The organism is Mesorhizobium sp. LNJC394B00, assembly GCF_000502555.1.
Lineage (GTDB): Bacteria > Pseudomonadota > Alphaproteobacteria > Rhizobiales > Rhizobiaceae > Mesorhizobium.
Genome location: NZ_AYWH01000006.1, coordinates 198758 through 221954, shown reverse-complemented (window position 1 = coordinate 221954; position 23197 = coordinate 198758). Strand labels below are relative to the sequence as shown.

General features: G+C 63.4%; 25 protein-coding genes. 20 read left to right on the top strand and 5 right to left on the bottom strand.

The genetic code is table 11. From position 1 onward, the window contains the following. Positions 1 to 24 precede the first annotated feature (24 nt). The 6 genes from X751_RS143680 to lpdA are packed head-to-tail and all read left to right on the top strand — an operon-like array spanning position 25 to position 7791. Positions 25 to 3012 (top strand): 2-oxoglutarate dehydrogenase E1 component, encoded by a 2988-nt coding sequence (locus tag X751_RS143680; RefSeq protein WP_023706737.1) that lies wholly within the window; start codon positions 25 to 27, stop codon positions 3010 to 3012. Positions 3013 to 3059: 47 nt separating this feature from the next. Then, on the top strand, positions 3060 to 4352 hold the full coding sequence (gene odhB, locus X751_RS143685; protein ID WP_023745418.1) for a 2-oxoglutarate dehydrogenase complex dihydrolipoyllysine-residue succinyltransferase: 1293 nt from the start codon (positions 3060 to 3062) through the stop codon (positions 4350 to 4352). Positions 4353 to 4368: 16 nt separating this feature from the next. Continuing rightward, entirely contained in the window at positions 4369 to 5106 is a 738-nt protein-coding gene (locus X751_RS143690; protein WP_031195599.1) for a DUF4241 domain-containing protein, read from the top strand. Next, positions 5103 to 5609 carry a hypothetical protein gene (locus X751_RS143695; RefSeq protein ID WP_023745417.1) on the top strand — a complete coding sequence of 169 codons (507 nt, stop codon included), beginning with the start codon at positions 5103 to 5105 and terminating at the stop codon, positions 5607 to 5609. Before X751_RS143690 ends, X751_RS143695 begins: the two co-directional genes overlap by 4 nt. Continuing rightward, positions 5606 to 6361, top strand: a complete 756-nt coding sequence (locus X751_RS143700; RefSeq protein ID WP_023706734.1) for an SDR family oxidoreductase — start codon at positions 5606 to 5608, stop codon at positions 6359 to 6361. The genes X751_RS143695 and X751_RS143700 overlap by 4 nt, the downstream gene beginning before the upstream one ends. Before the next feature lie 23 nt (positions 6362 to 6384). Beyond that, positions 6385 to 7791, top strand: coding sequence for a dihydrolipoyl dehydrogenase (gene lpdA, locus X751_RS143705; protein ID WP_023745416.1), 1407 nt, complete (start codon positions 6385 to 6387; stop codon positions 7789 to 7791). Positions 7792 to 8636: 845 nt separating this feature from the next. Here the strand turns inward: lpdA and X751_RS143710 are convergent. Together X751_RS143710 and X751_RS143715 are read right to left on the bottom strand one after the other, a co-directional pair. Continuing rightward, positions 8637 to 9701, bottom strand: coding sequence for a TraB/GumN family protein (locus X751_RS143710; protein WP_023745415.1), 1065 nt, complete (start codon positions 9699 to 9701; stop codon positions 8637 to 8639). Positions 9702 to 9774: 73 nt separating this feature from the next. After that, positions 9775 to 10713, bottom strand: coding sequence for a tyrosine recombinase XerC (locus tag X751_RS143715; protein ID WP_023670529.1), 939 nt, complete (start codon positions 10711 to 10713; stop codon positions 9775 to 9777). Between the two features lie 118 nt (positions 10714 to 10831). Here X751_RS143715 and rimM point away from each other — a divergent pair, with 118 nt between their 5' ends. Together rimM and trmD are read left to right on the top strand one after the other, a co-directional pair. Beyond that, positions 10832 to 11431, top strand: coding sequence for a ribosome maturation factor RimM (gene rimM, locus X751_RS143720; RefSeq protein ID WP_023745414.1), 600 nt, complete (start codon positions 10832 to 10834; stop codon positions 11429 to 11431). Beyond that, positions 11428 to 12126: a tRNA (guanosine(37)-N1)-methyltransferase TrmD gene (gene trmD, locus X751_RS143725; RefSeq protein WP_023745413.1), complete on the top strand. Its 699-nt coding sequence runs from the start codon at positions 11428 to 11430 to the stop codon at positions 12124 to 12126. The genes rimM and trmD overlap by 4 nt, the downstream gene beginning before the upstream one ends. Here trmD and X751_RS143730 read toward each other — a convergent pair. After that, positions 12108 to 12860 (bottom strand): sulfite exporter TauE/SafE family protein, encoded by a 753-nt coding sequence (locus X751_RS143730; RefSeq protein WP_023745412.1) that lies wholly within the window; start codon positions 12858 to 12860, stop codon positions 12108 to 12110. The genes trmD and X751_RS143730 overlap by 19 nt on opposite strands. A gap of 324 nt (positions 12861 to 13184) precedes the next feature. Between X751_RS143730 and rplS the strand changes: the two genes are divergently transcribed. The 8 genes from rplS to leuC all read left to right on the top strand — a co-directional run bounded on the left by rplS (position 13185) and on the right by leuC (position 19228). Continuing rightward, the gene (rplS, locus tag X751_RS143735) at positions 13185 to 13745 is read left to right on the top strand and encodes a 50S ribosomal protein L19 (protein WP_023687704.1); all 561 of its coding nucleotides are present in this window, start codon (positions 13185 to 13187) and stop codon (positions 13743 to 13745) included. A 153-nt stretch (positions 13746 to 13898) separates the two neighbouring features. Continuing rightward, on the top strand, positions 13899 to 14327 hold the full coding sequence (locus X751_RS143740) for an organic hydroperoxide resistance protein (RefSeq protein WP_023670524.1): 429 nt from the start codon (positions 13899 to 13901) through the stop codon (positions 14325 to 14327). Continuing rightward, positions 14324 to 14821, top strand: a complete 498-nt coding sequence (locus tag X751_RS143745) for a MarR family transcriptional regulator (protein WP_023683877.1) — start codon at positions 14324 to 14326, stop codon at positions 14819 to 14821. The genes X751_RS143740 and X751_RS143745 overlap by 4 nt, the downstream gene beginning before the upstream one ends. A gap of 236 nt (positions 14822 to 15057) precedes the next feature. Then, entirely contained in the window at positions 15058 to 15858 is an 801-nt protein-coding gene (locus X751_RS143750; RefSeq protein WP_023745411.1) for a transporter substrate-binding domain-containing protein, read from the top strand. Positions 15859 to 16027: 169 nt separating this feature from the next. After that, on the top strand, positions 16028 to 16843 hold the full coding sequence (locus X751_RS143755; protein ID WP_023745410.1) for an amino acid ABC transporter permease: 816 nt from the start codon (positions 16028 to 16030) through the stop codon (positions 16841 to 16843). 58 nt (positions 16844 to 16901) lie between these two features. Then, complete coding sequence (locus X751_RS143760; RefSeq protein WP_023745409.1) at positions 16902 to 17537, top strand: class I SAM-dependent methyltransferase; 636 nt, start codon at positions 16902 to 16904, stop codon at positions 17535 to 17537. Continuing rightward, positions 17534 to 17746 carry a hypothetical protein gene (locus X751_RS1000000167540; protein WP_198022458.1) on the top strand — a complete coding sequence of 71 codons (213 nt, stop codon included), beginning with the start codon at positions 17534 to 17536 and terminating at the stop codon, positions 17744 to 17746. Before X751_RS143760 ends, X751_RS1000000167540 begins: the two co-directional genes overlap by 4 nt. Before the next feature lie 72 nt (positions 17747 to 17818). Then, on the top strand, positions 17819 to 19228 hold the full coding sequence (gene leuC / locus X751_RS143765; RefSeq protein ID WP_023698368.1) for a 3-isopropylmalate dehydratase large subunit: 1410 nt from the start codon (positions 17819 to 17821) through the stop codon (positions 19226 to 19228). A 107-nt stretch (positions 19229 to 19335) separates the two neighbouring features. Here the strand turns inward: leuC and X751_RS143770 are convergent, their stop codons facing one another. Next, positions 19336 to 19647: a hypothetical protein gene (locus X751_RS143770; protein ID WP_023745408.1), complete on the bottom strand. Its 312-nt coding sequence runs from the start codon at positions 19645 to 19647 to the stop codon at positions 19336 to 19338. Positions 19648 to 19809: 162 nt separating this feature from the next. Between X751_RS143770 and X751_RS143775 the strand changes: the two genes are divergently transcribed. Further along, the gene (locus X751_RS143775; RefSeq protein WP_023698369.1) at positions 19810 to 21006 is read left to right on the top strand and encodes a GGDEF domain-containing protein; all 1197 of its coding nucleotides are present in this window, start codon (positions 19810 to 19812) and stop codon (positions 21004 to 21006) included. Positions 21007 to 21043: 37 nt separating this feature from the next. Here the strand turns inward: X751_RS143775 and X751_RS143780 are convergent, their stop codons facing one another. Continuing rightward, positions 21044 to 21415: a hypothetical protein gene (locus X751_RS143780; RefSeq protein WP_023687709.1), complete on the bottom strand. Its 372-nt coding sequence runs from the start codon at positions 21413 to 21415 to the stop codon at positions 21044 to 21046. 253 nt (positions 21416 to 21668) lie between these two features. Here X751_RS143780 and X751_RS143785 point away from each other — a divergent pair, with 253 nt between their 5' ends. The 3 genes from X751_RS143785 to sdhD all read left to right on the top strand — a co-directional run bounded on the left by X751_RS143785 (position 21669) and on the right by sdhD (position 23197). Continuing rightward, positions 21669 to 22139, top strand: coding sequence for a hypothetical protein (locus tag X751_RS143785; RefSeq protein WP_023745407.1), 471 nt, complete (start codon positions 21669 to 21671; stop codon positions 22137 to 22139). Between the two features lie 240 nt (positions 22140 to 22379). After that, positions 22380 to 22799 carry a succinate dehydrogenase, cytochrome b556 subunit gene (gene sdhC, locus X751_RS143790; RefSeq protein ID WP_023683884.1) on the top strand — a complete coding sequence of 140 codons (420 nt, stop codon included), beginning with the start codon at positions 22380 to 22382 and terminating at the stop codon, positions 22797 to 22799. Next, a complete protein-coding gene (gene sdhD / locus X751_RS143795; protein ID WP_023670512.1) occupies positions 22799 to 23197 on the top strand; it encodes a succinate dehydrogenase, hydrophobic membrane anchor protein in 399 nt (132 codons plus the stop codon). Before sdhC ends, sdhD begins: the two co-directional genes overlap by 1 nt.

The window sequence follows — 23197 nt, the reverse complement described above, 5'->3', positions numbered from 1 at the left end:
TATGGCGGCAATNCGCGGACAAAAATGGCAAGACAAGATCAGGCCAACGACCAATTTTCGCTCACCTCTTTCCTCTATGGCGGCAATGCCGACTATATCGACGCGCTGTACGCGTCCTATGAGGATGATCCAGAGTCGGTAAACCCCGAATGGCAGGATTTTTTCGCCGGGCTGAAGGACGACGCCGGCGATGTGCGCAAGAACGCCAAGGGCGCTTCCTGGGCAAAGCCCTCCTGGCCGCTGCAGGCCAATGGCGAACTGGTGTCGGCGCTCGACGGCAATTGGGGCATCGTCGAGAAGCATCTGGAAAAGAAGGTCAAGGACAAGGCGGTCACCAATGGCGTCGTGCTGTCGGATGCCGACGTGCATCAGGCGACGCGCGATTCGGTGCGCGCCATCATGATGATCCGCGCCTTCCGCATGCGCGGCCATCTGCATGCCAATCTCGACCCGCTCGGCATCGCCAAGCCGCTTGAGGACTATAACGAGCTGTCGCCGGAAAATTACGGTTTTACCGCAGCCGACTACGACCGGCCGATCTTCCTCGACAATGTGCTCGGCCTCGAATTCGGCACCATCCGGCAGATGCTGGAGATCCTGACCCGCACCTATTGCTCGACGCTCGGTGTCGAGTTCATGCACATTTCCGATCCCGAAGAGAAGGCCTGGATCCAGGCGCGCATCGAGGGTGCCGACAAGGAGATTTCCTTCACCGCTACGGGAAAAAAAGCGATCCTGCAGAAGCTGGTCGAGGCCGAAGGCTTCGAGCAGTTCATCGATGTCAAGTACAAGGGTACCAAGCGCTTCGGCCTCGATGGCAGCGAAGGGCTGATCCCGGCGCTGGAGCAGATCATCAAGCGCGGCGGCCAGCTCGGCATGAAGGAGATCGTGCTCGGCATGGCGCATCGCGGCCGGCTGAACGTGCTGTCCCAGGTGATGGCCAAACCGCATCGCGCCATCTTCCACGAATTCAAGGGCGGCTCGGCCGCTCCCGACGAGGTCGAGGGCTCGGGCGACGTCAAGTACCATCTCGGCGCCTCGTCGGACCGCGAATTCGACGGCAACAAGGTTCATCTGTCGCTGACCGCCAATCCCTCGCATCTGGAAATCGTCGATCCGGTTGTGATGGGCAAGGCGCGCGCCAAGCAGGACTATCTGTTCGGCCGCAGCCGCGAGGAGATCGTGCCGCTGGAAGAGCGCGCCAAGGTGCTGCCGCTGCTTCTGCATGGCGATGCCGCCTTTGCCGGCCAGGGTGTGATTGCCGAAATCCTCGGCCTATCGGGCCTGCGCGGCCACCGCGTCGCCGGCACGCTGCATTTCATCATCAACAACCAGATCGGCTTCACCACCAATCCGCGCTTCTCGCGCTCGTCGCCCTATCCGTCCGACGTCGCCAAGATGATCGAGGCCCCGATCTTCCACGTCAATGGCGACGACCCGGAAGCGGTGGTGCACGCCACCAAGGTGGCGATCGAATTCCGCATGAAGTTCCACAAGCCGGTGGTGGTGGACATGTTCTGCTATCGCCGCTTCGGCCACAATGAGGGCGACGAGCCGGCTTTCACCCAGCCGATCATGTACGCCAACATCCGCAACCACAAGACGACGGTGCAGATCTATGGCGAGCGGCTGATCGCCGAGGGCCATATCAGCCAGGCCGAACTCGACAAGATGAAGGCCGACTGGCGCGCCCATCTGGAATCCGAATGGGAAGTCGGCCAGCACTACAAGCCCAACAAGGCCGACTGGCTGGACGGCGCCTGGTCTGGTCTGCGCACCGCCGACAACCAGGACGAACAGCGCCGCGGGAAAACCGCGGTGCCGGTCAAGGTGCTGAAGGACATCGGCAAGAAACTGACCGAGGTGCCGAAGGGTTTCGAGGCGCACAAGACCATCATCCGCTTCCTCGAAAACCGCCGCCAGGCGATCGACTCCGGCGAAGGCATCGACTGGTCGACGGCCGAGGCGCTGGCCTTCGGCGCCATCTTGCTCGACGGCAATCCGATCCGGCTCTCCGGCCAGGATTCCGAACGCGGCACCTTCTCGCAGCGCCATTCCGTGCTCTACGACCAGAAGGACGAGACCCGCTACATCCCGCTCAACAATCTGTCGGCGGCACAGGCCGGGTACGAAGTCATCAACTCGATGCTGTCGGAAGAGGCGGTGCTTGGCTTCGAATATGGCTACAGCCTGGCCGAGCCGAAGGCGCTGACGCTCTGGGAAGCGCAGTTCGGCGATTTCGCCAACGGCGCCCAGGTGGTGTTCGACCAGTTCATCTCGTCGGGCGAGCGCAAGTGGCTGCGCATGTCGGGCCTGGTCTGCCTGTTGCCGCACGGCTATGAGGGCCAGGGTCCGGAGCATTCTTCGGCCCGGCTCGAGCGCTTCCTGCAGCTTTGCGCCGAAGACAATATGCAAGTCGCCAACTGCACCACGCCGGCCAACTACTTCCACATATTGCGCCGGCAGCTGAAGCGGGACTTCCGCAAGCCGCTGATCCTGATGACGCCGAAGTCGCTGCTGCGCCACAAGCGGGCAGTGTCGACGCTGCCGGAAATTTCGGGCGAAAGCTCGTTCCATCGGCTGTTGTGGGACGATGCCCAGCTGTTGCAGAACCAGGCGATCAAGCTCACCAAGGATTCCAAGATCCGCCGCGTCGTGCTGTGCTCGGGCAAGGTCTATTACGACCTGTACGAGGAACGCGAGAAGCGCGGCATCAACGACATCTATCTCTTGCGCGTCGAACAGCTCTACCCGTTCCCGGCCAAGGCGCTGATCACCGAGCTGTCGCGCTTCCGCAATGCGGAGATGGTGTGGTGCCAGGAGGAACCCAAGAATATGGGCGCCTGGTCGTTCATCGATCCGTATCTGGAATGGGTGCTGGCTCATATCGACGCCAAGCATCAGCGGGTGCGCTATACCGGACGTCCGGCGGCGGCATCGCCGGCGACCGGTCTGATGTCGAAGCATTTGGCACAGCTCGCTGCCCTGCTCGAAGACGCGCTCGGCGAATAGAACAAAACCCGGCGAATAGAACAGACAGAGAAGAAACGGACAGCACAATGGCTACCGAAATCCGCGTTCCCACTCTCGGCGAATCCGTCACCGAGGCGACCATCGGCAAGTGGTTCAAGAAGGTCGGCGATGCCATTGCCGTCGACGAGCCGCTGGTCGAGCTCGAAACCGACAAGGTGACGGTGGAGGTGCCTGCCGCCGCCGCCGGCACGCTGGGCGAGATCACCGCCAAGGAAGGCGAGACCGTTGGCGTCGGCGCGCTGCTCGGTTCGATCTCGGCTGGAGGCGCTGCCGCCGCCCCGGCGTCCAAGCAGGAGACCAAGCCGCAAGCTGTGTCGCAGGCGTCGAGCCCCGACGCGGCACATACGACCAAGCAGGCCGCGGCCGAGACCGCCAAGATTGCCGGCGATGCCGGGCCGGTCGAGCCGCGCACCATGCCGCCGGCGCCAGCTGCCGCAAAGCTGATCGCCGAGAACAATCTGTCGGTCGACCAGGTTTCTGGCTCGGGCAAGCGCGGCCAGGTGCTGAAGGGCGATGTGCTCGACGCGATTTCCAAGGGCGCGCCGTCGCAGCCGGCCGAAATTCCGAAGGCCGCCCCGGCTCCGGTCGCGGTCAGGGCGCCGTCTTCCGGCGACGATGCTTCGCGCGAAGAACGCGTGCGCATGACCAAGCTGCGCCAGACCATTGCGCGCCGGCTGAAGGAAGCGCAGTCGACCGCAGCGATGCTGACCACCTTCAACGAGGTCGACATGTCGGCGGTCATGGCGCTGCGGACCAAATACAAGGACATCTTCGAGAAGAAGCACGGCGTGAAGCTCGGCTTCATGGGCTTCTTCACCAAGGCCGTCACCCACGCCTTGAAGGAGATCCCCTCGGTCAATGCCGAGATCGACGGCACCGACATCATCTTCAAGAACTATGCCCATATCGGCGTCGCCGTCGGCACCGAAAAGGGCCTCGTCGTGCCGGTGGTGCGCGACGCCGACCAGATGTCGATTGCCGAAATCGAGAAGGATATCGGCCGGCTGGGCATCGCCGCACGCGACGGCAAGCTGTCGGTCGCCGACATGCAAGGCGGCACGTTCACGATTTCCAACGGTGGCGTCTACGGTTCGCTGATGTCGACGCCGATCCTCAATGCGCCGCAGTCGGGCATTCTTGGCATGCACAAGATCCAGGACCGGCCCGTCGTGGTCGGCGGCCAGATCGTGATTCGGCCGATGATGTACCTGGCGCTCAGCTACGATCACCGCATCGTCGACGGCAAGGAAGCGGTGACCTTCCTGGTCCGCGTCAAGGACAGCCTGGAAGATCCGGAACGGCTGGTGCTTGATTTGTGATCGGAGCTGATCCGTCATGAGCGGCTGGCTGGCGCGGTTTGGGTTCAAGCTGGGTCGAGTAGCGGGTAGCGTATTGAGGCGTTCCCGGCCGGCGGCTTCCGCCGCCATCTCTCCGCCGGCGACATCGACTGAATGGGATTCGGCGCCGGCGAGCAGCAATCTCGGTGTCTTCGCTCTCAGCGAAGCCGAAATGGCGGAGCGGAAGATCATCGTCACCGCGATCGGTGAGCTTGAGCTACCGACCGGCGAAATCATCGCTTGCGATCCACTGATTACCGGGCTGGAACGGCCTGTGTTTAGCCGTAAGGTCAGGCCGGGATGCTATCCAGTCACGTTGCTTGAGGCGCAAGGCCGTGTTGCTGCAGCGGTATTGCGGTTTGGCACTGGCTTGCCGGTGCGGTGGGAGTTGGCTGCCTTCGTCCGCGACGTCGGCACATCGTCCTGGAAGTCTGGATTTATTGTCGATGATAATGTTGCTTCGTTCATGGACAAGTCGGTTCTGACGCTGATGTCCGACCAGGAGGAACTCGACAGCTATCTTGCTGACGTTGCATGCTCGTTCGACAAGTTCCGTATGGATAATCCGGTTGATGGAAATCCGCTTAATATAGCCATGTTCGACACTGGCTTCGGTGATGGGAACTATTATTCCTTCTGGGGACTGGATGCGGCCGGCGAGCCGCTGGTCTTGATGACCGATTTCGAGGTGCTCGAAAACGCCGACGGCCGCGAGAGCAGCCAGAGCAATTCATGACAAACATCGCTTCGCCAATGATCGGATTTATGGCCGGGCTGGCTGTTCTCGCAGCGGGTTACGAGGCGCATGCCGCCTGCCCGCTGGCGCTTGCTGTCTATGGCGATGCCGAAAGCGAGGCCGGCATTGATTTCCGGCCGACGACGGATGCGGTCACCGTCACCAATACCTTCAAGATGGTGCTCGACAAGGGCATCGTGCTCGACGGCATTGTGATGTGGACCTCCGGTGTTTCGCGACCGCATGGCTCGCTGATGTACAAATGCCCGACCGGCGACGTCACCGGCGACGAGCTTGCTGGCTGCACGGTCTGGCAGGGCGTGGTCTACAGCGCCGACGACAAGGGCAATATTGCGCTGCTGGCGGCCGAAAGCACGGACGCGCCGCAGAGCCTGATCTTCCCCGATCTGGGTCCATCGTTGCAGATGTCGTCCGCCTTCGGTCCGAAAGGCTTCTCGAAACTGCCGTGGGATGTGTTTCTGCTGAAGGGCTGCCAGGAATGAGTGCATCGCAAAAAGTGCTTCTGGTCACCGGCGGCAGCCGCGGCATTGGTGCGGCCACTTGCCGGCTTGCGGCGAAGGCCGGCTACCGCGTCGCGGTCAACTATGCCGCAAACGAGGCCGCGGCCCAGGCGCTGGTCGCCGAGATCGAGGTCGGTGGCGGTGAAGCGATAGCGGTCAAGGGCGATGTCGGCGTCGAGGCTGACATCGTCGCCGTGTTCGAAGCCGTCGATGGCGCCTATGGCCGGCTCGACGCCCTGGTCAACAATGCCGGAATCGTCGACGTCAAGGCGCGTGTCGACGAGATGAGCCTGGCGCGGCTGGAGCGCATGATGCGCATCAATGTCATCGGCTCGTTTCTGTGCGCCCGCGAAGCGGTGCGGCGCATGTCGAGCAAGCATGGCGGCCAGGGCGGCGCCATCGTCAACATCTCGTCGGCTGCGTCGCTACACGGGTCGCCAGGCGAATATGTCGACTATGCCGCGTCCAAGGCGGCGATCGACACCTTCACGCTCGGACTGGCGCGCGAAGTCGCGACCGAAGGCGTGCGGGTCAATGCGATACGGCCGGGCATCATCGACACCGAGATCCACGCTTCGGGCGGCCAGCCGGACCGGGTCGAGCGGTTCCGCGACATGCTGCCGATGAAACGAGCCGGCACGGCGGATGAAGTCGCGCATGCCGTTCTCTATCTTTTGTCGGATGAAGCGTCCTACACGACGGGCGCAATCCTGAATGTAAGCGGCGGCCGCTGAGCCCCAAGCTAAGGGAAACGAACATGGCTTATGATGTCGTTATCATCGGGTCGGGACCGGGCGGCTATGTCTGTGCCATCAAGGCGGCACAACTCGGGCTCAAGGTCGCGGTGGTCGAGAAGAACGCCACTTTCGGCGGCACCTGCCTGAACATCGGCTGCATCCCATCCAAGGCGCTGCTTTATGCCTCGGAGATGTTCGCCGAGGCCGGCCATTCCTTCGATGCGCTGGGTGTCGAGATACCGGCGCCGAAACTCAATCTGAAGAAGATGATGGCGCACAAGGACGCGACCGTTTCGGCCAACGTCAATGGCGTCGCCTTCCTGTTCAAGAAAAACAAGATCGATAGTTTCCGCGGCACCGGGAAGGTGGTCGCGGCCGGCAAGGTGTCGGTGTCGGCTGAGGATGGCAAGGTCGAGGAGATCGAGACGAAAAACATCGTTATCGCCACGGGCTCCGATGTCGCCGGCATTCCCGGCGTCAAGGTCGACATCGACGAGAAGGTGATCGTGTCGTCGACCGGCGCGCTGTCGCTGGAGAAAGTGCCGGGACATCTGGTGGTGGTCGGCGGTGGGGTCATCGGTCTGGAGCTCGGCTCGGTCTGGGCACGGCTCGGCGCCAAGGTCACCGTGGTCGAATTCCTCGACACCATCCTGGGCGGCATGGACGGCGAGGTCTCCAAGCAGTACCAGCGCCTGCTTTCCAAGCAGGGTTTCGAGTTCAAGCTCGGCACCAAGGTGACAGGGGTGACCAAGGCCAAAAAGGGCGCCGCCGTTACGTTCGAACCGGTCAGGGGTGGTGCGGCCGAGACCATCGAGGCCGACGCGGTGCTGATCTCGACCGGACGCCGCGCATATTCGGATAGCCTTGGACTGAAGGAAGCCGGCGTCGAGGTCGACGAGCGCGGCCGGGTCAAGATCGACAGCCATCTCAGGACAAACGTCGCCGGCATCTACGCCATCGGCGATGTCATCGCCGGACCGATGCTGGCGCACAAAGCCGAGGACGAAGGCGTGGCGGTGGCCGAGACCATTGCCGGCCAGGCCGGCCATGTGAACTACGACGTCATCCCGAGCGTCGTCTACACCAGTCCGGAAATCGCTTCGGTCGGCAAGACAGAGGAAGAGCTGAGGAAGGCCGGCATCGAATACAAAACCGGCAAATTCCCGTTCACCGCCAACGGCCGCGCGCGCGCCATGCTGCACACAGACGGCTTCGTGAAGATCCTCGCCGACAAAGCCAGCGACCGCGTGCTCGGCGTCCACATTATCGCCTTCGGCGCCGGCGAGATGATTCATGAGGCGGCGGTGCTGATGGAATTCGGCGGCTCATCCGAAGACCTCGCCCGCACCTGCCACGCGCATCCGACAATGTCGGAAGCGGTGAAGGAAGCAGCGCTGGCGACGTTCTTCAAGCCGATCCATATTTAAGGAAACGCTGGAGGGACAGCACCCCCCTCTGGCCTGCCGGCCATCTCCCCCTCAAGGGGGGAGATTGGATTTCACCGCCGCGTCGCGAGCCTTCAAGTTTCTCACGTTTCTAACCTGGGCTGTTCGTGAGACAGCCGATCTCCCCCTTGAGGAGAGATGTCCGGCAGCACAGAGGGGCGGTGAAGAATCGCGACGCTCGCCGATAGGTGCCCCAAACAAAACGGCCCGCTTTTCAGCGGGCCGTTCTTGGCTGGAATCAAGATGCCAGATCAGTTGGCCAGATTACGGGCTCGGCGCCGGAGCAGGCGCGGGCGCCGGGGCTGGCGCAGGAGCCGGTGCGGGCGCAGGGGCTGGTGCGGGAGCCGGTTCGGCGGGCTTCATCGGCTCAGCCGGTGCAGGTGCGGGCGCCGGTGTGCTGGCTGCCGGCGGCTCTGCGGGCGCAGGATGTTCGCCGCTTCTGCCGAAAACATAGTACGCGACAATCGCAAGGATGACGACGACCAGCGCAATCAGCCAGCCGCTGCCACCACCCGACCTGGGCGCTGGATCGTTAGGGTTCGCCATAAAAGTGTCCTCCGTGGATGAAAAGCATCAATCAACACCCCTCAACGCGCAACCGTTGAACGGGTTCATACTAGGCCTTCAAATTGACGAACGCAGGAAAATTCTGATTCGCAACCGCTTGTTGGCCTGTATTTCCCCCGCAAAATCAATCACGAACGAGGTAGAACGAGCTTAGCTGGCCTTTTCCGCCAAAAATAGGGCCAACCGCCTCCGCTTTGCGAATCAGTTGCGCACCGCACAGAGCCGGGCTTACGTGATTCGGTATTCAAGACAGGCGCTGCTCAGTCGACGGCGGTGACGGTATAGCCGGCCTTGCGAAAATCCTCGACCAGGCCTTCGGGGCCGGGAAGATGCATGGCGCCGACGGCCATGAAGGCATTGCCCTTGGCCAGGATCGGTGCGGCATGGTCGGCCATGACCTTGTTGCGGCCGGTGATCATCGTCCGGTCGAATTCGGCGTAACCTGCGTCGTCGTCTTCGTCGGGCGAGATCGAACGCAACAGCGGCCAGAAGGTGCCGGTGTCGCCGCGCTGGTAAAGCACGATCATGGTTTCGTTGATGTCGTTTATCTTGTCGCCGAGCTTCAGGGTCTCGACCAGCCCTTTGATGTGGAACGCAATCGGCAGCGAGGCCATGGCGCGCAGCTGGCTGGCAGCGGTCTCCAACCCTTCCACCGGCTTCCCCAAGGCCTTGGCGTCCTGCGCCAGCTTGACGTCGAGAACCGGTGCGCCGCCTGCCTGACGGGCGACCTCACAGACCGGCAGCGCGACCATGGCCGACAGCAGCCACGGCTTCATCTTGGAGACGCTCGCCGGCGGAATGCCGCGCGCATCGAGCCCTTTGTTCACCACTGCCGCATCCTCCGGCGACAACAGCGACGACAACGTCGTGTTGTCGGTGAACATCATCAGCTCGGGTTCCTTGAGCATGGCCTCGATCATCTTCTGCTTGTCGAGCACGTCGGTGGTCTCGATGATGATGGTGCCGGCGGCGTCATAGGCTTTCCTGGCTGCCGGCGGCAGAGTGGTCACGCGCGGGTCGGTCATGTGCATGGTGCCGAACAGGAAGGATGGCTTTTCGCCTGATTTCTCCAGCTTCCACAACAAGCCCTTGCCGTTCAGCGTCGCTGCTGCTTCCGTCTCGATCCTGGAATAGGTGGCGGGGTCTTCCTTCTGCAGGGCCGACAGCAGATCGGCGCCGGCGCAGGCCGGGGCTTCGGCATGCGCCCTGCCCATGGCAAGCAGCAGCACGATGAGGAAAGACAGGAAAAACAGGGCGTTGAGCGCGACGAGCAGCTTCAGCGACACAAGGGCGGCGCGGTCGGCGATGGCAAGGGCGCGTTTCATGGTGCGGTTCTAGGACTGAAAAGCGGCGAAACGGTTAACCGGCGTGGGGAAATTGTCCTGGACTTATACAGTGTCACGCGCGGGGATGGGCGGATTCGTAAATCTCGAGCAGTCTTGCGGTGTCGACGCCGGTATAGACCTGCGTCGTTGACAGGCTGGCGTGGCCGAGCAGTTCCTGGATGGTGCGCAGGTCGCCGCCGCGCCCGAGCAGATGGGTGGCGAAGGAATGGCGCAACGCGTGCGGCGTCGCGGTGTCGGGCAGGTTCAGCGCCGAGCGCAGCCTGGCCATGTCGCGCTGGACGATGGCCGGGTTGAGCGGCCCGCCGCGGGCGCCGCGAAACAGCAGGCCCTTGGGATCGAGATGGTAGGGACACAGTTTTCGGTATTCGGCGATTGCCCTGAGCGCCACCGGCAGCACCGGCACCAGCCGTGTCTTGCCACCCTTGCCGGTGACGCGCAGCACGGTGTCGGCTTCCGATGCCAGGTCGGCGGCGCTGAGGCCCAGCGCTTCGGAAATGCGCAGGCCCGATCCATAAAGCAGCGTCAGCACGGCGGCGTTGCGGGCGGCGATCCAGGGCTCTTCAGCCAGCTGGCCTTCCACCGACACGACATGTTTGGCATCGCTGGCGGTCAGCGGCTTGGGCAGCGATTTCGGCTGGCGCGGCGCGCGCAAAGCTGCTGCACCCGCGGCGTTGGCGAGGCCGCGCCGTTCGAGGAAACGCAGCAGCGAACGGATGCCGGCAAGACCCCGGCCGAGCGTGCGGGCGCCAGCGCCAGCGTTGCGCCGCGCGGCAAGAAAGCCGCGCAGATCGGCCGGGCGTAAGGTTGCGATGTCGGAAATGCCGGGCGAGCCGCCGCAATGTCCGGTCAGGAAATGCAGGAACTGGCGCGTGTCGCGCTCGTAGGCCTCGACAGTCGCCGGTGACAGCCGACGCTCGCGCGCCAGCATCTTCAGCCAGCTTTCGCGCGCTGCCTGGAGGTCGGGTTTTGCCGGGATGAGAAATTCCTGCATGCCGCCATTGTCAGGCAGCCGGGTTAGGAAGCGGTGAAGAACCTGTCATTGAAATGGCCACGGGCGATCATTGAAATGACGCCGGTAGGGCGTTAGAGCAGGGCAAAGGATATCAGCCATGTCGAAGCCCCAGAACCCCGTGCAAATGGCCGTGATCGGCGCCGCCCACGGCATCAAGGGCGAATTGCGGGTGAAAACCTTCACCGGCGAGCCGCTGGCGCTGGCGGATTATGGCCCGCTCTATGCCAGGGACGGCCGCGCCTTCCAGATCATCGACATAAGGCCGGCAAACACTGTCGTCGTGGTGCGTTTCAAGGGCATTGCCGACCGCAACGCCGCCGAGGCGCTGGCCGGCACGGAGCTGTTCGTCGACCGCTCGATGCTGCCGGACGATGGCGAAGAGGACGAGTTCTACCACGCCGATCTCGTCGGGCTGGAAGTCCGCGACGACACGGATGCGGTTGTCGGCAAGGTGGTCGCGGTACACAATTTCGGCGGCGGCGACATTCTCGATGTCACGCTTGGCGGGCGCAAAGGCGTGCTGATCCCGTTCACGCAGGCCGCCGTGCCGCAGGTGGTGGTTGCCGAAGGTTTTGTCCGTGTCGATCCGGCGGCGGCCGGGCTGGTCGAGGACGAGGATGGCGAGGCGCCGCGCGAAGAAGACTTCGACGCGAAGGGCCGGCCGCGCGGGCCACGCGACGCCGGGGGCAACCGGTGACGTTCAAGGCTTCGGTGCTGACGCTCTATCCCGAGATGTTTCCGGGCGGGCTAGGCCTGTCGCTGGCCGGACGGGCGCTCGAAGTCGGGACATGGTCGCTGGAAGCTATCCAGATCCGCCACTTCGCCAGCGATCGCCATCACACCGTCGACGACACGCCGGCCGGCGGTGGCGCCGGCATGGTGATGCGCGCCGATGTGCTGGCCAAGGCGATCGACCACACCTCGCCGTCCGGCGATCCGCGGCCAAAATTGCTGATGAGCCCGCGCGGCAAGCCGTTGACGCAGGCGCGGGTGCGCGAGCTGGCCGCCGGGCCGGGCGCCGTCATCGTCTGCGGCCGCTTCGAGGGTGTAGACCAGCGATTGATCGAGGCGCGTGGGCTGGAGGAAGTCTCGATCGGCGATTTCATCCTCTCCGGTGGCGAGCCGGCAGCCCTGGTGCTGCTCGATGCCGTGGTCCGGCTGTTGCCCGGTGTGATGGGCAATGCGGTATCAGGCGAGGAAGAAAGTTTTGAGAACGGTCTGCTCGAACATCCGCATTACACGCGACCGCAGGAGTTCGAAGGCAGGCCGATCCCCGACGTGCTGGTTTCCGGCAATCACAAGAAGATCGCCGCCTGGCGCCGCGCAGAGTCCGAGAGGCTGACGAAGGAGCGGCGGCCTGATTTGCTCGCCGCTCAGCCCTTGGCAAAGTAGTAGACGGCGAGAAACAGGCCGACGGCGATGACGAAGCCGCGTACTGCGTTTTGCGGCACGCGCTTGGCGATCCAGACGCCGGCATAGCCGCCGAGCGCGCCGCCGGGGATCATGACGATTGCCTGAGGCCAGGCGACGACGCCGCCGGAAACGAAGACCAGTATGGCAACGGCGGCGATGACCACGGCCAGCATGTTCTTCAGCGCGTTCAGCCGGTGATAGTCGCCGGATTGCGTCAGGCCGAGCGTCGCCAGCATCATGACGCCCATGCCGGCGCCGAAGAAGCCGCCATAGATGGCGGTGGCGAACTGCGCCAGCGAACCGGTCAGAGAGCCGACCGTGGCTTCATGCCCAGGCTTCGGCGTTGGTTTGAGCCACGGCCCGGCGGCGAACAAGGCGGTTGCCGCCAGCAGCAGCCACGGCACCAGCGCGCGGAACGACGGATTTGAGAGCGCCAGCAGGATGAGCGCACCAGCCAGCGCGCCCAAAGCCGAGATCAGGCAAAGCAGCAGCGCGCCGCGCCAGAAATGCTTGATGTCGGTCCAGTAAGCCAGCGTCGAGGTGATGTAACCGGGAAACTGCGTTACCGAGGACGTGGCGTTGGCGACGATCGGCGGCAGGCCGGCCAGCGTCATGGCGCCGAAGGTTATGAAGGTGCCGCCGCCGGCAACCGCGTTGACGGCGCCTGACAGAAAACCCGCGAGGAAGAGCAGGACTGCGTCGAAAACAGACATTGTGAGGCCGCCGGACAAGTGTGCTGCTCCCGGATTAGAAAGCTTGAAGGGCCGACGCAACCCTGCACTGGACGATTGCGTGGTGGCATGCGACCAAAAAAGAAAGGGCCAAGGCGTGACAAGTCAGTGAAATAGCTGTATGTGCCCGCCCGTACTGGCGAGAAAATCTCCCGGACCGTCAACAATGACGGTGTAGTCGCCCCTGCCCAATGTTTCGAAGACAAGATGTCTCGGGGACAAAGGGCATAGCCGAGCGGTCAATGGAACTGCCAGGCGAGTGTCGGACGCTCTGACTGTCGGAAGAACAAGAAGTGGACTATTGAGATGGATATCATCCGTCAGCTCGAGGCCGAACAGGCCGCCAAGATCGAAGCCAAGCGCAAGCTTCCCGAATTCCAGCCCGGCGACACCGTGCGCGTCCAGGTCCGCGTGACCGAAGGCACCCGCACCCGCGTCCAGGCCTATGAGGGCGTCGTCATCGCCCGCGCCGGCGCCGGCTTCCAGGAAAATTTCACCGTCCGCAAGATCTCCTACGGCGAAGGCGTCGAGCGCGTGTTCCCGGTCTATTCGCCGATGGTCGAGGGCGTCGAGATCGTGCGCCGCGGCAAGGTGCGCCGCGCCAAGCTCTATTATTTGCGCGACCGTCGCGGCAAATCGGCCCGTATTTCGGAAAATACCGGCGTGCGCGCCCGCAAGCTGAACGATGAGGAGCGCGACGCGCTGAACGCCGAAAAGGCCCGCATCGAAGCCGAGAAGGTTGCCGCTGCCCAGGCGCTGGCCGCCGAGACGGCCGCCAAGGAAGCTGCCGAGAAGAAGGCCGTCGACGAAGCCGCCAAGGCCGCCGACGAGGCTGCAAAGGCGGCGGAAGCGACCCCGGCCGAATAAACCTGGTCCAAGGATTTTGAAAAGGCGGCTTCGGCCGCCTTTTTTCGTTTCACCAGACTGTGAACGATTGCCGGCCGAGAGTTTGGCCATGGCTGTTGACTCGAATTATCTTGTACACTAAATGATAGTGTACAAATAAAATGGAGAACTGACATGGCACTCTACACCACACAGGCTCGCGTCACCGGCGGCCGCGCCGGCCACGGCGAGACCAGCGACGGCCTGCTGAAGGTCGACCTCGCTTTGCCGAAGGAGCTCGGCGGACAGGGTGGCGCCACCAATCCCGAGCAGCTGTTCGCGGTCGGCTATGCCGCCTGCTTCGAAAGCGCCATCCGCTTCGTCGCGCGCAAGCAGAAGCTGCCGCTGGACGATGCGGCGGTGAGCGCCACCGTCAGCCTGCTTCCCAATGGTGAAGGCTTCAAACTTGGTGTCGCACTGGCCGCCGAGACCAAAGGCCTTGATCAGGCGGCGGCGGAAGCGCTTGTATCGGCCGCGCATCAGATTTGCCCCTATTCCAATGCGATCAAAGGCAATGTCGAGGTGGCGCTTTCGACCGTGGCGCTTCCGGCAAAGGCAGCATGACGACGAAGACCGAAACCAGGGCCAGCGAAGTCCCGGCGGACACCGCCGGGAGGATCGCCGTTCCGCGCCTCGACCAGCAGCTCTGCTTCGCGCTCTATTCGGCGAGCGGGCTGATGACCAAGCTCTATCGGCCGCTGCTTGACCCGCTCGGCCTGACCTATCCGCAATATCTGGCGATGCTGGCGCTGTGGCAGCATGCGCCGAGCACGGTCGGCGAACTCGGCGAGGCGCTGGGGCTGGATTCGGCGACATTGACGCCTCTGCTCAAGCGGATGGAAGCGGCTGGTCTCGTCACCCGCCGTCGCGATCCGGCCGACGAGCGCCGCGTGCTGGTCGAACCGACTGCCAAGGGCCAGGCGCTGCGCGCCCGCATCAAGGACGTATCCGCAGGCCTTGCCTGCGCCATGCCGCTGGAAGTCGAGGAGCTGAAGTCGCTGCACCGGACCTTGACCGGATTTGTCGCCAAGCTGCGTGAGGCTACGTCACCATCCTGATCCGTCATCTGACGGGTTCCCGTGTCCAGGAGGGGCCTGGTTTGCCGGCGGCGCAATCACGGAATAATTCCGACCACGGGGCGTTCTAAAACCGCGTTGGTTGAAGGCATTGGAATCCGCTTTCACCGGACGCTGAGCACCGGACCGGCTTGCAAGCCGTCTGCGGACGGCTAAAGTCGCGCCTGGATTTTCATGCGAGCCCGGCTGCAAGCGGGCTTCTCATCCTGGAGCGTGTCATGACCAAATCGAAGCTGCTGCTGGCCGCCCTCGCGGCCTGTTTCCTCGTGCCCGTCGCTGCATGGGCGGCCGATGCGCTGCCCGATCTCGGCGGCAAGAAGGTCGTGGTGGTGACGGAAAACGCCTATCCGCCGCTGCAGTTCATCGACGCCAAGACCGGCAAGCAGATCGGCTGGGAGTATGACGCGATGGACGAAATCGCCAAGCGGCTGAACTTCAAGGTGGAGTACCAGAACACCTCCTGGGACGCGATGATCCAGGCGGTTTCCGACAACCAGTACAACATTGGCATGACCGGCATCACCATCAAGGACGACCGAAAGGAGAAGGTCGATTTCTCCGACCCCTATATGCGTTCGGAGCAGTTCATGCTGGTGCGCGCCGATGAAAGCCGCTTCACCGACGCCAAGACCTTCGCCGCCTTCAAGGACGGGTTGATCGGCGCGCAGGCCGGAACGACGCCGTTCTACACCGCCGTCTACAGCGTGCTCGACGGCAATGAGCAGAACCCGCGCATCAAGCAGTTCGAGACCTTCGGCGCTTCGGTGCAGGCACTGAAATCCGGCGACGTCGATGTCGTCCTGACCGACGGCACCGCCGGCAAAGGCTATGTCGATGCCTCCGGCGGCAAGCTCAAGCTGATCGGCGGCCCGCTCGGCACCGAGGATTTTGGCTTCATCTTCCCGAAGGGCTCGGATCTGGTGAAGCCGGTCAACGCGGCGATCGCGGCGCTGAAGGCCGACGGCACGATCGAGGCGCTGAACAAGAAGTGGTTTCTCGACTACAAGATGGGGCAGTGATGTCCGACTCCTTACCCTCCCCCTTGTGGGGAGGGTCGATCCGCGAAGCGGAGCGGGGTGGGGGTGCCAGCGCCGGCGCTTTGTCACGACCCCCACCCCGGCTCACCAGCTTTGCGATGCAAAGCTTGTTCGCCGACCCTCCCCACAAGGGGGAGGGTGAAGCGCCCTGATGGCCACGCCCCCCGCTTCGACTCTCAAATCCGATTTCCCCTGGTGGCTTGCCGCCGCGATCGCGCTCGCCGTCGTCGCTGCGCTCTCCATTGCCGCCAGCGATCTCTACGCCCAGGTTTTTGCCACCGTCGCCAAAGGCATCGGCATCACCATTCTTGTCACCGTGGTCGCCTTCGCGCTGGCTTCCGCCACCGGGCTCGGCGTTGCGCTGATGGGGTTGTCGGGGTCGCGTTGGCTCAGGCAGATCGCTCGTTTCTATGTCGAAATCATCCGCGGCGTGCCGATCCTGGTGCTGTTGTTCTGGATCGCCTTCGCCGGCGCGCCGGCCTTCGTGGCTGCGTGGAATGCGCTGACCGCGCCGCTGCAAAACGCCGGCTATCTCGGCGAGCTTTTGGTGCGCGACGTGTCGCTGTTGTGGCGTGCAATCATGGCGCTGACCATCGGTTATTCCGCCTTCATCTCCGAGGTTTTTCGCGCGGGCATCCAGTCGGTCGAGAAAGGCCAGATCGAGGCTGCCAAGGCGCTCGGGCTGACGCGCACGCAGCGCTTCCGGCTGATCGTCTTCCCACAGGCGATCCGCACCATCCTGCCGCCGCTCGGCAATGACTTCGTCGCCATGGTCAAGGATTCCTCGCTGGTCTCGGTGCTCGGCGTCGCCGACATCACGCAGATGGGCAAGATCTACGCCGCCGGCTCGTTCCGCTTCTTCGAGACCTATACGATCGTCGCCTATATCTATCTCATCCTCACCGTCAGCCTGTCGCTGGCGCTGCGGGGGCTGGAGCAACGACTGCGGCGGGCGCAGCAGGAATAGAAGTCCGACGCGGGCACGGCTACGATCGCGGAGGACAGGATTCCGGAGGATGCAGGCGATGACGATCGACAAGGCCAATGCGGCGCTGGGTACCGTCTATTCGGCCGACACGCCGGAAGGGCTGGCCAAGGCCTATGCAGACTGGGCCGCGACCTATGACGGCGAGACCGCTTCGCTCGGCTATCTGCTGCCGTTCCTGATCACCGCCTGGGTGGCGCGCCATGTGAAGGTGGGTGAAGGCCCGCTGCTCGACGCCGGCTGCGGCACCGGCCTGTCGGGCCCGTCATTGAAGGCGCTGGGTTATCACGACATTGCCGGGCTCGACCTCTCCGACGACATGCTGAAGATCGCCGGCAGCCGCAATGCCTATGGCGATCTGAAGCAGGCAATGCTCGGCGGGCCGCTGCCCTGGCCAGACGGGCATTTCCGCGCCTTCTTCTCGACTGGCGTGTTCACCATCAGCCATGCGCCGGCGTCCGGCCTGCACGAGCTTGTCCGCATCACCAGGAAAGGCGGCCACGCTATCTTCACCGTGCGCGACCAGGTGTTCGACAGCGGTGGCTTCCAGGCCGTGTTCGACGGGTTGGAACGGGCCGGGAAATGGCAGCCGGTCGAGCAAAGCCCATGGTTCCGCTGCTATGCGATCGCCGAGGCGGACGCGCTGGTGAAGACTTTCGTATTCGAGGTGGTTTGAGCGCCGCCCTCTTCGCCTTCTCCCACAACAAGGGGAGAAGGGAAAACACGCCGCAATTGCCGAAAAGCCAAAACATTGGTATGAGCCACGCCATGGAAGAGCTTTTTGGCGATCCGGCCTATAAGGGTTTCGTGCTGCAGGACAGAAAACGCCTGCCGTCGCGTTTCTCTTCGCGCATTTCCGGCGCGCTCACCAGCCGACTTAGCTAAGCCGCTTTCGCTGGGCCGAAGGCTTCGGCGCGTCTGCCCTTCCCCTTTTTGCAAATCGACGGATTTACGCACATGAGCGCACCGCGCACCCTCTACGACAAGATTTTCGACGACCATGTCGTCGACCGCCAGGATGATGGCACCTGTCTGCTCTACATCGACCGCCATCTCGTCCATGAAGTGACCAGCCCGCAGGCCTTCGAAGGTCTGCGCATGACCGGCAGAAAAGTCCGGCATCCGGAAAAGACGCTGGCCGTGGTCGATCACAATGTCTCGACCTCGCCCGAGCGCAAGTTCGGCATCAAGAACGAGGAAAGCCGCATCCAGGTCGAGGCCTTGGCCAAGAACGCTAGGGATTTCGGCGTCGAATATTACTCCGAAAACGATATCCGCCAGGGCATCGTCCACATCATCGGGCCGGAGCAGGGCTTCACGCTGCCTGGCATGACCATCGTCTGCGGCGACAGCCACACCTCGACGCATGGCGCCTTCGGCGCATTGGCACATGGCATCGGCACCTCCGAGGTCGAGCATGTGCTGGCGACCCAGACGCTGATCCAGCGCAAGGCCAAGAACATGCTGGTGCGTGTCGATGGCCAGTTGCCGGAAGGCGTCACCGCCAAGGACATTATCCTCGCCATCATCGGCGAGATCGGCACCGCCGGCGGCACCGGCTATGTCATCGAATATGCCGGTGAGGCGATCCGCGCGCTGTCGATGGAAGGCCGCATGACGATCTGCAACATGTCGATCGAGGGCGGCGCGCGCGCCGGCCTGATCGCGGCCGACGAAACCACCTTCGCCTATGTCAAGGGCAAGCCGCGCGCGCCGAAGGGCGCGTCGTGGGACGCCGCGCTCGAATACTGGAAGACGCTGCAGTCCGACGAGGGCGCGCATTTCGACAAGGTGATCGTGCTCGACGCGGCCAAGCTGCCGCCGATCGTCTCCTGGGGTTCCTCGCCCGAGGACGTCGTTTCGGTGCAGGGCGTCGTTCCCGATCCGGAAGAGATCACGGACGAGAACAAGCGGACGTCAAAGATCCGCGCGCTCGACTATATGGGGCTGACGCCGGGCACGAAGATCACCGACATCACGCTCGACCGCGTCTTCATCGGCTCCTGCACCAATGGCCGCATCGAGGATCTGCGTGCGGTGGCCAAGGTGGTCGAAGGCAAGACGGTGAGTGCGCATGTCGATGCGATGATCGTGCCGGGCTCCGGTCTGGTCAAGGAACAGGCGGAGGCCGAGGGTCTCGACAAGATCTTCATTGCCGCCGGTTTCGACTGGCGCGAGCCGGGCTGCTCGATGTGCCTGGCCATGAACGACGACCGGCTGAAGCCGCATGAGCGCTGCGCCTCGACCTCGAACCGCAATTTCGAAGGCCGGCAGGGCTTCAAGGGCCGCACCCATCTGGTATCGCCGGCCATGGCGGCGGCGGCGGCGATCGCCGGCCATTTCGTCGACATCCGCGACTGGAAATAGCGCAGACTGGTTCAAGCCTGATCTGAGCGTATGCAAAACCCCGAACGGCAAAACCGTTCGGGGTTTTGTTTAAAGCGCGCCGCTCTAAGACCCTTGGAGTATATGCCCTAGCCGGCACGGCGGATGATTTCATGAAATTCGTCCCGGCTGCCGGGTTCGTCGGCCGCGACCACCAGCGCCAGTTCGCGCTCGTCGAAGATCTTGAACCACTCGTCCCATTCGACCAGCTCGTAGCCGCCTGCGTTGACCGGGCGTTCAGGCTGATCCTGGTCCTGATAGGCGTGCTGGCCGAAGACGAGCCTCAGCAACGGCTGCGTTCCGGTCTCGGGCGACACATCGACGATCGCCGGAAATCCGGCGCGCCCTGCGGCCCATGAGCGAATTGCTTCGTGGTCGGTCAGCGTGATCGTGTCGGCCATGAATAACTTCTCCTTGTTTGCTGTCACGAAACGCCTGCCTCAGGTCCCGGTTCCGTGCAGCAGCTTCATCAGTGGCGACTTGCATATTCGTCCCGGCTTAACCGCTTGTTGGGGCTTGCGCTCTAAGGTCTTCCCTGACGTCAAGCGGGAAGTCACCGTCCTTTGGACACCGGCCTGTTCATAGCGCTGCTCAATCCGACGATCGCGCTGGCGCTCGGCGCGGCGTTCCTCGTGCTGTGGTTCTATCAGCGCCACCGGCCCTATCTGGCTGTGCTCGGCACGAGCTATTGCGTGTCCGCGCCCGGCTTCCTGCTGCAGTATTTCACGCTGCCCGGCGGCATGGTGCTGACCAAGCTGGTCTCCAACCTCTGCTTCACGCTCGCCGCCTGTTGCCTCGTCGGTGCGATCATCTCACGCTACGGCAGGCGCGTGCCCTATATCGCGATCGGCATTCTGGCGGGTGGCGGGATGGTGGCATTCTGCTGGTTCCTGTTCGTCCAGCCGGACTTGACTTGGCGCATCCTGTCGATCAATTTCGGCTTTGGCGGCCTCAGCCTGCTGGTCGCCGCCGAGCTGCGCGCCGTGCGCAAGAACGGCCCGACGGAAAAAATCCTGTTCGTATTGTCGCTGCTGTCCGGGCTGAACTTCATCGGCCGCACGCTGCTCGTCGTCATCTCGCACGGGCCGTTCACCAGCTATGACGGGTTTTATGGCTCGTCCTACTGGACGACGGCGCTTTTGACGCACGCGCTGCTGTCGTTGCTGATCGCGCTCTGCCTGTTCTCGGCAGCTGCGCTCGACGTGATGAAGGCGCTGAAGACCGAGACGCACACCGATCCGCTGTCTGGCCTGCTCAACCGCAGGGGTTTCGAGGAGCGCGCCTTGCTGGTGCTGCAGCATTGCGCTGTTACCAAGGTGCCGGTCGCGCTGGTGCTGGCCGATCTCGATCACTTCAAGGCGCTCAACGACAAATACGGACATGCCGCGGGCGACCAGGTGATCGCCGACTTCGCCGCCAAGCTTCGCGCGGCCGCCGGCACGCGTGCGGTTGCCGGCCGCATCGGCGGCGAGGAGTTCGCTGTGCTTCTGTCGCTGAGCGATCTTGCCACGGCGCGGCTGTTTGCCGAAGCCGTGCGCACGCACTATTCGGCCGGCAGTGTCGACGGGTTGCCGCCGGGCACCAGGGTGACCGCGAGCTTCGGCGTCGCGGCGCGCACCGGCGACGAAGGGCTGGAGCCGCTGATGCGGCGCGCCGACGAAGCGCTCTACAAGGCCAAGAAGAACGGCCGCGACAGCGTGCGATTGTCCTATGAGCGGGCGGAAACGGTGTTCATCCCGGATACAGGCAGCGTCGGTTAGCGTCTCGCTTAAACGGCCTCTCGGCCGTGCCGGAGCATCAGCGGCAAGGGCTGAGGTTGGGCATTTCGCCATCGGAGAGGCCGTACATATAGGAGCGGCCCTTCACGAACACCGGCGGCTGGTAGCAGCCACGCCTGGAGATGTGATCCGCCTCGTCTTCATAAAGGACTTCCGGTTCCGCTTCCGGCTGCCCGGCGCTGGTGTAGTCGGACAATTTCTTGGCCAGCCTGCCTTGGCCGACAATGATGCGCTTGTAGCCGGCGGCGCTGTCGATGACGAGATTGCCCAGGGAATCGGCATAGACGCGGTCATGATGGCGCGACCAGGCCATTGCCGGGGCGGCGAAGCCGAGACTGGCTGTCGCCAGCACAAGCGCCGCAAGGCGCGCTCTTCCTGAATTCGAAAGCATGGTGTCCTCTCTGCTGTGGACCCGATCGGATCGGAAATTAACCTTTTCTTAACCTTTGTTAAGAGGGCAGGCGCATCCGGCGGCGATCTCTCGCCAAACATGGTTAATATCCGACGGGATGGAAAACCCGGGCGTCATCATTCGGCCATGCTTGCCCGCACCATCGGCCGCGACGCACACAACTACGCTGATGTCGGGTGAGCTTGATCTTGGTGGAACATCGCGGCTAGTTAGCCGCGCAGGAGGACAGCATATGGCGTTACGCCGCACGTTTCGGGTGACGCTGTTGTCGATCCCCTTGCTGACTGCCGCAGCCTGCGTGCCGCAGAACGGCGCGCCGACGGCGGTGAATACCGTACCACCCACTGTCGCGCCCGCGCCGGCTCAGCAGTCCGCCCCACCTGTGGCGTCCCCGGCTTCCGCAACGGCTCCTGCAGCACCTGCCGCACCGCCAGCCAAGATTGTCACCGACCTTACGGCCCCGCGGTCTGCTGTCGGCACGGCGACTTACAGATGCGGCAATGGCGGTGTGATCACCATCCAGAACCTCGGCACGGCGTTGCGCGTTGTCAGGCCCGATGGCACGACCGAGGAGTTTGCCGCATCACCCGCCAACCAGTCCAGCCGCTACCAGGAAGCCGCGTCGCATGACGCAATCGTGATCGACGCGCGCGAGGCGCTGGTGATGAAGAGGGGCTCGACACCACAGACCTGCAAACGATAGCCTGGCGTCGATTGCAAAGGAAATGCCGCACTGCAGCGAACGGTGCGCCGGCTTTCGACGGTGGCCAAATCGATTGAAGCGAAACAGCAGCCTTTTGTCAGACTAAATGACGTTTTCAAAACGATTTTCCGGCTTTGACGCGGTGCAAAAAGAGCATTAGAAACCGGCTGTCTGAAGTCATATATCGAGGCGGTAAGTGCCGCTTTCCACCGCGGCTCCGGACATCGAACTGGGGCAGCCATGAGCAAATCACCAGCCACCCGAACCGCCAGACGTGAACGGCCGCTCTCGCCGCACCTGACGATTTACCGCCCACCGATCACCATGACGATGTCGATCATTCACCGCATCACTGGCGGGGCGCTGTATTTCGGCACGCTGCTGGTCGCCGCGTGGCTGATGGCGGCGGCGAGTTCGCAAGGCGCTTTCGATTGGATCAACTGGGCCTTCGGCACCTGGCTCGGCCGGCTCATCCTGTTCGGCTACACCTGGGCGCTGATGCACCACATGCTGGGCGGCGTGCGCCATCTCGTCTGGGACACCGGCGCCGGGCTGGAGAAACACACGGCATCGAAGATCGCCTGGGCGACGCTCGCCGGTTCCATCCTGCTCACGCTGCTGATCTGGGTCGCCGGCTACATGGCGCGGGGAACCTTGTGATGAGCGGCACGAACAACAACGATATGCGCACGCCGCTGGCCAAGGTCCGCGGTCTGGGCTCGGCCCGCGAAGGCACCGGGCATTTCTGGCGACAGCGGCTGACGGCCATTGCCAACATCCCGCTGATACTGTTCTTCGTCGGGTTCCTGATCGCGCTCAATGGCGCCGGCTTCGCCGAGGTGCGGGCGGCGCTCGCCAGTCCGTTCGTGGCGCTGGTGTTGGTGCTGGTGCTCGTTTCCGGTCTCACCCATATGCGTGTCGGCATGCAGGTCATTATCGAGGATTACGTGCATGCCGAAGGCATGAAGCTGGCGCTGATCGCACTCAGCACGTTTTTCACCATAGCGGTCGGCGTCGCCTCGATCTTCGCCCTGCTCAAACTGGCATTCGGAGGCTGA